The 11,631-nt window shown below is 72.1% G+C and carries 13 protein-coding genes; 11 read left to right on the forward strand and 2 right to left on the reverse strand.

Features of this window, described 5'->3' with window-relative positions; all coding sequences use genetic code 11:
* Positions 1 to 53: 53 nt before the first annotated feature.
* Positions 54 to 1,001 (reverse strand): COX15/CtaA family protein, encoded by a 948-nt coding sequence (locus JQX11_RS17870; protein ID WP_204926095.1) that lies wholly within the window; start codon positions 999 to 1,001, stop codon positions 54 to 56.
* 259 nt (positions 1,002 to 1,260) lie between these two features.
* On the opposite strand from JQX11_RS17870, the gene JQX11_RS17875 reads away from it, so the two are divergent.
* The 11 genes from JQX11_RS17875 to JQX11_RS17925 all read left to right on the forward strand — a co-directional run bounded on the left by JQX11_RS17875 (position 1,261) and on the right by JQX11_RS17925 (position 10,422).
* Positions 1,261 to 1,938 (forward strand): helix-turn-helix transcriptional regulator, encoded by a 678-nt coding sequence (locus tag JQX11_RS17875; RefSeq protein WP_232378125.1) that lies wholly within the window; start codon positions 1,261 to 1,263, stop codon positions 1,936 to 1,938.
* Positions 1,935 to 3,365 carry a Fe-S cluster assembly protein SufB gene (sufB, locus tag JQX11_RS17880; protein WP_204926097.1) on the forward strand — a complete coding sequence of 477 codons (1,431 nt, stop codon included), beginning with the start codon at positions 1,935 to 1,937 and terminating at the stop codon, positions 3,363 to 3,365. The genes JQX11_RS17875 and sufB overlap by 4 nt, the downstream gene beginning before the upstream one ends.
* 55 nt (positions 3,366 to 3,420) lie before the next feature.
* Positions 3,421 to 4,563: a Fe-S cluster assembly protein SufD gene (sufD, locus tag JQX11_RS17885; RefSeq protein ID WP_204926098.1), complete on the forward strand. Its 1,143-nt coding sequence runs from the start codon at positions 3,421 to 3,423 to the stop codon at positions 4,561 to 4,563.
* A gap of 1 nt (position 4,564) precedes the next feature.
* The gene (locus tag JQX11_RS17890) at positions 4,565 to 4,909 is read left to right on the forward strand and encodes a non-heme iron oxygenase ferredoxin subunit (RefSeq protein ID WP_204926099.1); all 345 of its coding nucleotides are present in this window, start codon (positions 4,565 to 4,567) and stop codon (positions 4,907 to 4,909) included.
* Entirely contained in the window at positions 4,909 to 5,682 is a 774-nt protein-coding gene (gene sufC, locus JQX11_RS17895) for a Fe-S cluster assembly ATPase SufC (protein WP_204926100.1), read from the forward strand. The genes JQX11_RS17890 and sufC overlap by 1 nt, the downstream gene beginning before the upstream one ends.
* Before the next feature lie 22 nt (positions 5,683 to 5,704).
* Positions 5,705 to 7,009, forward strand: a complete 1,305-nt coding sequence (locus tag JQX11_RS17900) for a cysteine desulfurase (protein WP_204926101.1) — start codon at positions 5,705 to 5,707, stop codon at positions 7,007 to 7,009.
* On the forward strand, positions 7,009 to 7,485 hold the full coding sequence (gene sufU / locus JQX11_RS17905; RefSeq protein ID WP_204926102.1) for a Fe-S cluster assembly sulfur transfer protein SufU: 477 nt from the start codon (positions 7,009 to 7,011) through the stop codon (positions 7,483 to 7,485). The genes JQX11_RS17900 and sufU overlap by 1 nt, the downstream gene beginning before the upstream one ends.
* A complete protein-coding gene (locus JQX11_RS17910) occupies positions 7,482 to 8,021 on the forward strand; it encodes a metal-sulfur cluster assembly factor (protein WP_232378083.1) in 540 nt (179 codons plus the stop codon). The genes sufU and JQX11_RS17910 overlap by 4 nt, the downstream gene beginning before the upstream one ends.
* Before the next feature lie 350 nt (positions 8,022 to 8,371).
* A complete protein-coding gene (locus tag JQX11_RS17915) occupies positions 8,372 to 9,124 on the forward strand; it encodes a LysE family transporter (RefSeq protein ID WP_307826241.1) in 753 nt (250 codons plus the stop codon).
* A gap of 148 nt (positions 9,125 to 9,272) precedes the next feature.
* The gene (locus tag JQX11_RS17920) at positions 9,273 to 9,950 is read left to right on the forward strand and encodes an acVLRF1 family peptidyl-tRNA hydrolase (RefSeq protein ID WP_204926104.1); all 678 of its coding nucleotides are present in this window, start codon (positions 9,273 to 9,275) and stop codon (positions 9,948 to 9,950) included.
* 112 nt (positions 9,951 to 10,062) lie between these two features.
* Entirely contained in the window at positions 10,063 to 10,422 is a 360-nt protein-coding gene (locus JQX11_RS17925; protein ID WP_204926105.1) for a hypothetical protein, read from the forward strand.
* Between the two features lie 74 nt (positions 10,423 to 10,496).
* Here the strand turns inward: JQX11_RS17925 and ypfJ are convergent, their stop codons facing one another.
* A complete protein-coding gene (ypfJ, locus tag JQX11_RS17930) occupies positions 10,497 to 11,411 on the reverse strand; it encodes a KPN_02809 family neutral zinc metallopeptidase (RefSeq protein ID WP_204926106.1) in 915 nt (304 codons plus the stop codon).
* Positions 11,412 to 11,631: the final 220 nt, after the last annotated feature.

Raw genomic sequence — 11,631 nt, forward strand, 5'->3', positions numbered from 1 at the left:
CCCGGCCCGGCCGCGCCGCCTCGGGGCCGGCGCGCGGCCGAGTCCGGTGACGCTCAGACGGTCGCCGGCACCCGCTGCTGCTCGGCCGGCGGCGTCGCCGGGTCGGCGACGACCGGCCGGCGCTCCCGGGTCGACCAGAGCACCGCCAGGGTGGCCAGCAGCACCAGGCAGGAGCCGAGCATGTGCGCGGCGACCAGCACGCCCGGCAGGTGGGTGAAGTACTGCACGAAACCGATCAGGCCCTGCCCCAGCTCCACCGCCACCAGCACGAGCGCGGCGCGGGCCGGGCCGGTCGCGCCGACCGCCCGAAACGCCAGGACCAGCGCGACGGAGAGGCCGATCAGCAGGAACACCCCGTCGGCGTGCACCTGGGAGATCGTCTCCGGGTCCAGCCCGTTGCGGGCGGCCCCGTGGTCGCCGGCGTGCGGGCCGCTGCCCGTCACCCAGGTCCCGACCACCAGCACCGAGACGCTGACGGCGGTGGTGAGCCGGGCGAGGGTACGCAGCGGCCCGGGCACCACCGGCACCACCGGCCCGTCCGGGTCGACGATCCGCCGCCAGAGGGCGTACGCGGCGGCGATGACCGCCATCGAGGCGAGGAAGTGCAGCCCGACCACCCACGGGTTCAGGTTGGTCAGCACGGTGATCCCGCCGATCACGGCCTGCGCGGGGATGCCGAGGAACACCGCCACCGAAAGCCCCGTCAGCCCGGCGCGTCGGGGCCGGTGGGCCAGTACGGCCAGCAGGGTGGCCAGCGCGATCGCCCCGACGGCGAAGGTGAGCAGCCGGTTGCCGAACTCGATCACCCCGTGCACGCCCATCTCGGCGGTGGTGGTGTACGACGCGTCGGTGCACCGGGGCCAGGTCGGGCAGCCGAGCCCCGACGCGGTGAGCCGGACCGCCCCGCCGGTCACCACGATGGCCACGTTGGCGACGATCGAGGCGTACGCGAGGCGGCGCAGCAGGGTGGTCGAGACCGGGAACCGGACGGATCGCTTCACGGAGCGAATCCTACGCACCGTAGTTGATCCCGATCGGGTGACTCCGCCGGCCCGGTGGGCCGGATCACCGGGGTCGGGTTTGCGACCCCCCGGCGAATTACGTAACGTTGGCGTTGTGAAAAACGCGGCGGCGCTCTCCGGGCACCCGCCGACGGCCGCCCCGGCCGTCGGCGTCGGCGCGCGGTCCCGCCGTGCCGTACGGCGCGGACCCGACGCACCGCACCGCAGCGCGCCGGACCCGACGCCGGCCGCCGCCGACCTGTCCACCCGTGACCGGGTGACCCGGCTCCTGCTGGAGCAGGGGGCGGCCACCGCCGGCCAGCTCGGCTCGGCACTCGGTCTCAGCCCGGCCGCGATCCGCCGGCACCTCGACGCGATGCTCGCCGACGGCGACGTGGTCGCCCGGGAGCAGACCGTGCGGGGCAGCCGGGGGCGCGGCCGACCGGCGAGGGTCTTCCTGCTCACCGACGCGGCCCGGGGGCGCTGCGGCACCCACCACTACGACAACATGGCCACCGCCGCGCTGCGCTGGATCGCCCGCAACGGCGGCCCGGACGCGGTCGAGGCGTTCGCCGCCGACCAGGTCGCCGCGCTGGAGGCCCGCTGCCGGGCCGCCATGGAGGACGCCGGCGACGATCCGTTGGCCCGGTCCGAGGCACTTGCCGGTGCGCTCACCGCCGAGGGCTACGCTGCCAACGCGTCCACGATCGCCTCGGGCGGGCAGCTCTGCCAGCACCACTGCCCGGTGGCGCACGTGGCCGCCGAGTTCCCCCAGCTGTGCGAGGCCGAGACGGCGGTCATCTCCCGTCTGGTCGGCACCCACGTGCAGCGTCTGGCCACCATCGCGCATGGCGACGGGGTGTGCACCACGCACATTCCGACCCAGCCGCGCGCCCAGTCCGGTAACACCGTCACCACTGTGAGGACAGATAGATGACCGAGCAGATCGTCCAGCCCCTGACCCAGGAAGAGCAGCTCGCCGCCCTCGGTCGCTACGAGTACGGCTGGGCCGACCCCGACGTCGCCGGGGCCGCCGCCCAGCGCGGTCTCAACGAGGCGGTGGTGCGGGACATCTCGGCGAAGAAGAACGAGCCGGCCTGGATGCTCGACCTGCGGCTCAAGGGTCTGCGGCTGTTCGGCCGCAAGCCGATGCCGTCCTGGGGCGCCGACCTCACCGGGATCGACTTCGACAACATCAAGTACTTCGTGCGCTCCACCGAGAAGCAGGCCACCAGCTGGGAGGACCTGCCGGAGGACATCAAGAACACCTACGACCGGCTGGGCATCCCGGAGGCCGAGAAGCAGCGGCTGGTCGCCGGGGTCGCGGCGCAGTACGAGTCCGAGGTGGTCTACCACAAGATCCGCGAGGACCTGGAGGAGCAGGGTGTCCTCTTCCTGGACACCGACACCGCCCTCAAGGAGCACGAGGACGTCTTCAAGGAGTACTTCGGCACGGTGATCCCGGTCGGCGACAACAAGTTCGCCGCGCTGAACACCTCCGTGTGGTCCGGCGGCTCGTTCATCTACGTGCCGAAGGGCGTGCACGTGGAGATCCCGCTCCAGGCGTACTTCCGGATCAACACCGAGAACATGGGCCAGTTCGAGCGGACGCTGATCATCGTCGACGAGGGCGCGTACGTGCACTACGTCGAGGGCTGCACCGCGCCGCTCTACTCCTCCGACTCGCTGCACAGCGCGGTCGTCGAGATCATCGTCAAGAAGAACGCGCGCTGCCGCTACACGACCATCCAGAACTGGTCGAACAACGTCTACAACCTGGTCACCAAGCGGGCCGTCTGCCACGAGGGCGCGACCATGGAGTGGGTCGACGGCAACATCGGCTCCAAGGTGACCATGAAGTACCCGGCGGTCTACATGACCGGCGAGCACGCCAAGGGCGAGGTGCTCTCGGTGGCGATGGCCGGTGAGGGCCAGCACCAGGACGCCGGGGCCAAGATGGTGCACGCCGCGCCGCACACCAGCAGCACCATCGTGTCGAAGTCGATCGCCCGTGGTGGCGGCCGTACCTCGTACCGGGGGCTGGTGCAGGTGCTGGAGGGTTCGCACCACAGCCGCAGCACGGTCAAGTGCGACGCGCTGCTGGTCGACACGATCTCCCGCTCGGACACCTACCCGTACGTCGACATCCGCGAGGACGACGTGTCGATGGGGCACGAGGCGACCGTCTCCAAGATCAGCGACGACCAGCTCTTCTACCTGATGAGCCGGGGGCTGAGCGAGGACGAGGCGATGGCGATGATCGTGCGCGGCTTCATCGAGCCGATCGCCAAGGAACTCCCGATGGAGTACGCCCTGGAGCTCAACCGCCTGATCGAACTCCAGATGGAGGGCGCGGTCGGCTGACGCAGCCCCGCCGCCCCACGACACCGTCGTCCCGGACAGACAGACCAAGGAAGAGATGACTACCCAGGCTTCCGCGCCGCCCAGCACCAAGTCGCAGGCGCTCCGCTCGTACGACGTCGCCGACTTCCCGGCCCTGACCGGCCTGGAGGAGGAGTGGCGCTTCACCCCGCTCAAGCGGCTCCGCGGGCTGACCGACGGGGCGCAGGCCGCCACCGGCACGGTCCGCCACGAGTACGCCGACCTGCCGGCCGGCGTCACCGTCGGGCGGATCGGCCGGGACGACCCCCGGGTGGGCAGCGTGCTCACCCCGGTCGACCGGGTCAGCGCGCTGGCCTACGGCGGCGCCGGTGAGGCGCTGCTGGTCGAGGTCGCGGCCGAGGCCGTGGTCGACGCGCCGGTGAGCCTGCGGGTGGTCGGGGACGACGCCGCCGGGCTGGCCTTCGGGCACACGTTCGTCGACGTGGGCCGGTTCGCCGAGGTGGTGCTGGTGCTGGAGCACGTCGGCGCGGCGACGCTCGCCGACAACGTCGAGGTGGCGGTGGCCGACGGGGCGAAGCTGACCCTGGTCACGGTCGCCGACTGGGCCGCCGACGCGGTGCAGGCCCAGCACCTGAAGGTCCGCCTCGGCCGCGACGCCAAGGTGTCGCACATCCAGGTCAGCCTGGGTGGCGACCTGGTCCGCCAGTACACCACGGTCGAGTACACCGGCCGGGGCGGCGAGGCCGAGCTGTACGGCGTCTACTTCGCCGACGGCGGCCAGCATCTGGAGCACCGCCAGCTCGTCGACCACAACGTGCCCGACTGCCGCAGTCACGTCGGCTACCGGGGCGCGTTGCAGGGCGAGCAGGCGCACACCGTCTGGGTGGGCGACGTGCTGATCCGGGCCGAGGCGACCGGCACCGACACGTACGAGATCAACCGGAACCTGCTGCTCTCCGACGGCGCGCGGGCGGACTCCGTACCCAATCTGGAGATCGAGACCGGCGAGATCGCCGGGGCCGGCCACGCCAGCGCGACCGGCCGGTTCGACGACGAGCAGCTGTTCTACCTGATGGCCCGGGGCATCCCGGCGGACGAGGCCCGTCGCCTGGTGGTGCGGGGCTTCTTCGCCGAGGTGATCAACAAGATCCCGGTCGAGTCGCTGCGTGAGCGGCTGGGGGACGCGATCGAGGCCCGGCTCTCGAAGGCCGGGGCCTGACATGATCCGGATCTGCGCGACGGAGGACGTGCCGAAGGGCACCGTGATCAGCGCCGACGTGGACGGCCTCCAGGTCGCCGTGGTGCACGGCACCGACGGCGAGTTCTACGCCGTGCACGACGAGTGCTCGCACGCCTCGGTGGCCCTGTCCGAGGGCGAGGTCGAGGGCTGCACGCTGGAGTGCTGGCTGCACGGTTCCCGGTTCGACCTGCGCACGGGTGAGCCCACCGGGCTGCCCGCCACCGAACCCGTTCCCGTCTACGCCGTCGAGGTCCGCGACGGCGACATCTACCTTCCCGTGGGCGCCGACGGCCGCCCGACGCCGAGCAATGGAGTGACCCGATAATGAGCACCCTGGAGATCCGCGACCTGAAGGTGTCGGTCAAGCTGCCCGAGGGTGAGCTCAAGCCGATCCTGTCCGGCGTCGACCTGACCGTCCGGTCGGGGGAGACCCACGCGATCATGGGCCCGAACGGCTCCGGCAAGTCGACCCTGGCCTACTCGGTCGCCGGTCACCCCAAGTACGAGATCACCGGCGGCTCGGTGACCCTCGACGGGGTCGACGTGCTGGAGATGACCGTCGACGAGCGGGCCCGCGCCGGCCTCTTCCTGGCCATGCAGTACCCGGTCGAGGTGCCCGGCGTCTCGGTGGCGAACTTCCTGCGTACCGCCAAGACCGCCATCGACGGCGCGGCCCCGAAGCTGCGTACCTGGGGCGGCGAGCTGCGCGGCGCGATGGAGAAGCTCCAGATGGACCCGGCGTTCGCCCAGCGCAACGTCAACGAGGGCTTCTCCGGCGGCGAGAAGAAGCGGCACGAGATCGTGCAGCTCGAACTGCTCAAGCCCAAGATCGCCATCCTCGACGAGACCGACTCCGGCCTCGACGTGGACGCGCTGCGGGTGGTCAGCGAGGGGGTCAACCGGGTCCGCGACACCGGCGACACCGGCCTGCTGCTGATCACCCACTACACCCGCATCCTGCGCTACATCAAGCCCGACTTCGTGCACGTCTTCGTGGCCGGCCGGATCGTCGAGCAGGGCGGCCCGGAGCTGGCCGACAAGCTCGAGGACGAGGGTTACGAGCGGTACGTCGCCGGAGCCGGCGCGGCGCGGGCCTGACACACGGACGGGGACCGCTGAGATGACCACCATCGCCATCCCGGACGGGATGCCGCAGTACGACGACGTGCCGCGCTTCGACGTGGCCGCGGTGCGGGCCGACTTCCCGATCCTCGACCGGGAGGTCAACGGGCACCGGCTGGTCTACCTCGACAGCGCCAACACCTCGCACAAACCCCGCCAGGTGCTCGACGTGCTCGCCGGGCACTACGCGATGCACAACGCCAACGTGTCGCGCTCGGTGCACACCCTGGGCACCGAGGCGACCGAGGCGTACGAGGGGGCGCGGACGAAGATCGCCGCGTTCGTCAACGCGCCGAGCGTCGACGAGGTGGTGTTCACCAAGAACTCCACCGAGGCGATCAACATCGTGGCGTACGCCTTCTCCAACGCCTCGCTGCGCGCCGACGCCGACGAGCGGTTCCGGCTCGGCCCCGGCGACGAGATCGTGATCTCCGAGATGGAGCACCACTCGAACATCGTCCCGTGGCAGTTGCTGGCCGAGCGGACCGGCGCGACGCTGCGCTGGTTCCCGGTCACCGACACCGGCCGGCTGGACGAGTCGGGGCTGGCGGACCTGGTCACCGAGCGGACGAAGATCGTCGCGCTGGTGCACACCTCCAACATCCTCGGCACGGTCAACGCCACCGCCCGGATCACCGAACGGGTCCGCCAGGTGGGCGCGCTGCTGCTGCTCGACTGCTCGCAGTCGGTGCCGCACCAGCCGATCGACGTGGTCGACCTGGACGCCGACTTCATCGTGTTCACCGGGCATAAGATGTGCGGGCCGACCGGCATCGGCGTGCTGTGGGGGCGGGGCGAGCTGCTCGCCGCGATGCCCCCGGTCATGGGCGGCGGCTCGATGATCGAGACGGTGTCGATGGCCCGGTCCACGTTCGCCGCGCCGCCGGCCCGGTTCGAGGCGGGCACCCCGCCGATCGCCGAGGCCGTCGCGCTCGGCGCGGCGGTCGACTACCTCACCGGCGTCGGGATGCGGGCGATCCAGTGGCACGAGAAGGAGCTGACCGCGTACGCGCTGGACGCGCTCGCGACCGTGCCGGGCCTGCGGATCTTCGGCCCGACGGTGCCGGTGGGCCGGGGCGGCACCATCTCGTTCGCGCTCGGCGACGTGCACCCGCACGACGTCGGGCAGGTCCTCGACTCGCTCGGCGTGCAGGTGCGGGTGGGCCACCACTGCGCCAAGCCGGTCTGCACCCGGTTCGGGGTGCCGGCGATGACCCGGGCGTCGTTCTACCTGTACACCACCACGGAGGAGATCGACGCCCTGGTGGCGGGTCTCGAACAGGTGCGGAGGATCTTCGACTGATGCAGCTGGACCAGCTCTACCAGGAGATCATCCTGGACCACTACAAGCGCCCGCAGGGGCGTGGGCTGCGCGACGCCGACCGCCCCGACGCCGAGGTGGGCGAGGCGCACCACGTCAACCCGACCTGCGGCGACGAGGTCACCGTACGGGTGGCCGCCGTCGGCGACATCGTGGTGGACATCTCGTACGACGGTGCGGGCTGTTCGATCAGTCAGGCGTCGGCGAGCGTGCTGTACGACCGGCTCTCCGGCCGGTGCGCGGGGGAGATCGCCGCCGTGCACGCGGGGTTCGTGGCGTTGATGTCCGGCCGTGGCCAGGTCACGCCGGACGAGGAACTACTCGGTGACGGGGTGGCTTTCGCGGGTGTCGCCCGCTACCCGGCCCGGGTCAAGTGCGCGCTGCTGCCGTGGATGGCGTTCAAGGACGCCGCGGCACGCGCGGGGGTGGGCATGAGCCCGACGGAGGTGGAGGCATGAGCGAGAACACCGCTACCGCGGCGACGCCGGAGACCGGTGACGCCAGCACGACGACCGACGCGGTGACGCCGCCGGCCACCAACGGTGCCGCCGGCCCGGCGGACGCCGCCGCGACCCCGGCGACCGACGGTGTCGCCGGCACCACGGCTGCCGACGGCGTCGCCGGGTCCCCGGCCGCCGACGGCCCGGCCGAGGCCGCGTCGAGCGGCAGCCGGGCGGCCCTCGCCGACATCGAGGAGGCGATGAAGGACGTCGTCGACCCCGAACTCGGCATCAACGTGGTCGACCTCGGCCTGGTGTACGGCGTGCACGTGGACGACCAGAACGTCGCCACCCTGGACATGACGCTGACCTCGGCGGCCTGCCCGCTCACCGACGTGATCGAGGACCAGGCCCGGCAGGCGTTGACCACCGGCCCCGGTGGGGGACTGGTCGACGACATCCGGATCAACTGGGTCTGGCTGCCGCCGTGGGGGCCGGACAAGATCACTGACGAGGGGCGGGACCAGCTCCGCTCCCTCGGCTTCAACGTCTGACCTGCGGTCCGACCTCACGGGCGCGGCACCCACACCGGGTGCCGCGCCCGCCGTCGTCCACCCGCCCTGCCCCACCCGCCCTGCCGTGCCCCGGCCCGGGTCCGGGCGGGGTGATCGACTCAACGGGGCCGATGTAGGGGTGTCCGGGCCGGCCGATACCGCTGGTTCGCCCCCGTTGAGTCGATCACTCCCGGTGGACGGCAGACAATCCGGTGGCGGGGCGTCGCTCCCGCGCCCGATGATGGGCCCGTGATCGAGACATGCCCGGTGCAGGAGCCTGTCCGCGCGAGCACCACCGCGCGCCGACAGCAGGCCCGTCCGGGGCGCGGCTCGGCCCGCCACCGCTCGTCGTGACCGCCGCCTTCCTGGCCGGGCTGGTGGCCGGCTACGCGGTCGCCGTCCCGGTCGGTGCGATCGCGGTGCTCATCCTCGGGCTCAGCGCCCGTACCTCGTTGCGGGTCGGTGCGGCTGCCGCGTTCGGCGTCGCCACCGCAGACGGGCTCTACGCCGCCGTGGCGGTACTCGGCGGCGCGGCGGTGGCCGCCGTGGTCGCCCCGGTCGCCGGGCCGCTGCGGGTGGCGGCGGCGGTGGTGCTGCTGGTGCTCGCCGTCCACGGCGGCTGGCGGACCTGGCGCTCCCGACCGCCGTCGGGTGGGTCGGGGTCGGCTGGACCGGAGCCGCGCGGTACGGGATCGGGTGGGTTCAAGCCGGGTGGGCTGGAGTCGGGCGGGTCGCAGCCGGGGCAGTCGGGTCGGGGCGGTCCCGGGCCGGCGCCGGGCGGGTCGGAGCCGGTTCGGGGGATGAACACGCCGGGGCGCGCGTTCGTCGGGGTGTTGGCGCTGACTCTGCTCAACCCGGCCACGGTGGTCTACTTCACGGCGCTGGTCCTCGGCCGTGCCGACGCGGCGCGGGCGGCACCGGCAGCCGCCGCGCTTTTCGTCCTCGGGGTCTTCGTCGCCTCGGCGAGCTGGCAGTTGCTGATCGCCGGGAGCGGCACCCTGGTCGGCCGGGTGCTGGCCGGCCCGCGTGGTCGACTGGTGACCGGCCTGCTGTCCAGCCTGATCATCGCCGCCCTCGCCGTCGCCATGCTGGTCGTGCGGTGAACGGCCCCCACACCGGCCGCGTCGTTTCCGCCCGCCCCGACGGCGTCCGCGTCGTTCCCGCCGGCCCCGACGGCGTCCGCCCGCCGGGCTGCCGTCGCGCGGTGGGTCGCCCGCCGGGCCGCCGTCCGCCGTGCCGTACGGTCGGGTGATGAGCAGCCGACCCGCGGCCGGCGGCGGCCGGTGGATCGAGGTCGATCCGACCCGCGTCGCCCGCTGGGTGGCGGGTTTCGCCGACCGGCACGGCCCGCCCGTCGCCTCCCCGCAGGGGTACGGCCTGCTGCTCACCGCCGGCGACGGGGCGACCGCCGAGCTGCACCTCCCGCCGGGCGGCGGCACCGGGGCGGCGGCCGGGCAGGTCGACGACGTGCCGGGGTTCGTCGACGAGGCTGTCGCGCCCCGCCGGCTCGGGCTGCTGCTGGCCCGCAAGGGCGCGGTGGCGGTCGGCGTGGCGCTCGGCACCGAGCTGCTGGTCTCCAAGGTGGACACCCGGTACGTGCAGGGCCGCACCGCCGCCGGGGGCTGGTCGCAGCAGCGGTTCGCCCGGCGGCGGGACAACCAGGCCAGGGCGGCCCTGGGCGACGCGGCGGAACTGGCCGTACGGCTGCTGCTGCCGGAGGCGGCGACGCTGGCGGCGGTGGTCTGCGGCGGTGACCGGCGGGCCGTCGACACGGTCCTGGCTGACCGGCGGTTGGCCCCGCTCGCCGGGCTGCGGGCCGAACGGCTGCTCGACGTGCCCGAGCCACGGCACGCGGTGCTGGTCGGCGCGATCACCGCTGCCCGCGCGGTTCACATCCTGGTTCGCGACCCCGGCCCCGAACGTCCCTGAGCCCCGTCGCCCACCGTCTGCCCCCGGCTAAGAATCACCCGATCCGTCAGCAGACACGGTTAGGTCCGATAAAATGCGAAATACCTCGCTAGTCTCCAGGATGGAGCGGGACATGACCGACCCGGCGAAAATCGACTGCCCGACGGATCACCAGGATCCCAAGGGGGCGGCCGGCCCGTACGACTGCCAGTCCTTCAAGTGGGATCCGCGCACGGTGGAGCTTCAGGCCGGCAAGATCAACAGTAAGTTGTACGCCTGGGCGCGGGTGACCAACGCGCAGCCGGGTGACAAGTTCTGGATCGAGATGAAGAACAACACCGGTGAGACGGGGCCCTGCTACCCGGTGGAATTCAAGTCCGGCCGGAACTGCACCGATGCGATCCCGTGGGAATCCGGTGCGCATTACCGGGCTGGGTGCACCGTCAAGGGCACGACGAAATACACGGCCTGGAATACCTGCCAGAAGAAGTAGTGGCTCTCGGCGGTGTGCGCGGCGGCCGGGGGCGTGCGCCCCGCCGACCGCCGCGACCTGCCGACCGGTGTCGGTCAGAGGCTGCCGCCGAAGGTGTCGCAGGACTTCGGGTCACCGGTGGTGTAGCCCTTGGTGAACCACTGCTTGCGCTGCTCGGAGGAGCCGTGGGTGAACTCCTCCGGGTTGACCGGGCGGTTGGCCCGCTTGGAGATGGCGTCGTCGCCGATCTTCTCGGCGGTGTCGATCGCCTGCGCGATGTCCTGCTCGGTGATGCTCTTGAAGATCTTCTGGCCCTGCTCGTCGGCGGTGCCGGTGGCGTTCTTGGCCCACGCGCCGGCGTAGCAGTCGGCCTGGAGTTCCAGCTTGACCGAGAGCGCGTTGGCGCTGCCCGGGTCCCGCTGCTGCTGGCGGCGCATCTGCGCCTCGGTGCCGAGCAGGTCCTGCACGTGGTGGCCGTACTCGTGGGCCAGCACGTACGGCTGGGCGAACTCACCCTCCGCGCCGAGCTGGTTGGCGAGGGTCTGGTAGAAGGTCAGGTCGATGTAGACCAGGTCGTCGGCGGGGCAGTAGAACGGCCCGACGCCGGAGTCGGCCTGGCCGCAGCCGGTGTTGACGCCCTGGCTGAAGAAGACCGTCTTGGACGGCTGGTACTGCTGGCCGAACCGCTCGGGCAGGGCGGTGCGCCAGTACGCCTGGATCGAGTTGACGTAGAGGGTGTTGCGGCAGTCCAGTTGCTTGAGCGCGTCGTCGGCGGAGCACTTCTGGGTGAGTTCCGTGTTGTCGCCGGTCTCGGACCCGCCGCCGGTCATGGCGTTCAGCCCGAAACCGCCGCCCACCAGGGCCACCAGCACGGCGATGATCAGCCCGACGATGCCGCCGCGTCCGCCGCCGCCCGGGATCGGGATCGGGATGCCCCCGCCACCCCCACCGGACCCTCGCCGGTCGTCCACCTGGCCGGTGTCGATCCGCGCGTTCTCGTTCAGCTCCATTTTGACCCCGATCACCGATTCGTCACGTCTGAGGGTTGCGGTACCGGACCGGGTCCGGACGGCGTTTCCGGTACCCGATGATCTTGTACGGTAATCCGGGCGGTGCGCGTCGGGCCGCCCGGTACACTTGTCGGGTGCTGCGCTGCGAAGGCTGAACCGCCCCGCGCCGACGGGAACCACTGACCCGCCGGCGCTTTCGCGTGCCCTGAGTCAGCCCTTC

This window comes from Micromonospora humida (assembly GCF_016901255.1).
GTDB classification, from domain to species: domain Bacteria; phylum Actinomycetota; class Actinomycetes; order Mycobacteriales; family Micromonosporaceae; genus Micromonospora; species Micromonospora wenchangensis.

Excerpts from the sequence above, each read along its gene's own strand:
- JQX11_RS17925 (WP_204926105.1), top strand. The coding sequence starts at position 10,063 with ATGACCGACCCGGCGAAAATCGACTGCCCGACGGATCACCAGGATCCC.
- JQX11_RS17920 (WP_204926104.1), top strand. The coding sequence starts at position 9,273 with ATGAGCAGCCGACCCGCGGCCGGCGGCGGCCGGTGGATCGAGGTCGAT.
- sufU (WP_204926102.1), top strand. The coding sequence starts at position 7,009 with ATGCAGCTGGACCAGCTCTACCAGGAGATCATCCTGGACCACTACAAG.
- sufB (WP_204926097.1), top strand. The coding sequence starts at position 1,935 with ATGACCGAGCAGATCGTCCAGCCCCTGACCCAGGAAGAGCAGCTCGCC.
- JQX11_RS17900 (WP_204926101.1), top strand. The coding sequence starts at position 5,705 with ATGACCACCATCGCCATCCCGGACGGGATGCCGCAGTACGACGACGTG.
- JQX11_RS17910 (WP_232378083.1), top strand. The coding sequence starts at position 7,482 with ATGAGCGAGAACACCGCTACCGCGGCGACGCCGGAGACCGGTGACGCC.
- sufD (WP_204926098.1), top strand. The coding sequence starts at position 3,421 with ATGACTACCCAGGCTTCCGCGCCGCCCAGCACCAAGTCGCAGGCGCTC.
- JQX11_RS17890 (WP_204926099.1), top strand. The coding sequence starts at position 4,565 with ATGATCCGGATCTGCGCGACGGAGGACGTGCCGAAGGGCACCGTGATC.
- ypfJ (WP_204926106.1), bottom strand. The coding sequence starts at position 11,411 with ATGGAGCTGAACGAGAACGCGCGGATCGACACCGGCCAGGTGGACGAC.
- sufC (WP_204926100.1), top strand. The coding sequence starts at position 4,909 with ATGAGCACCCTGGAGATCCGCGACCTGAAGGTGTCGGTCAAGCTGCCC.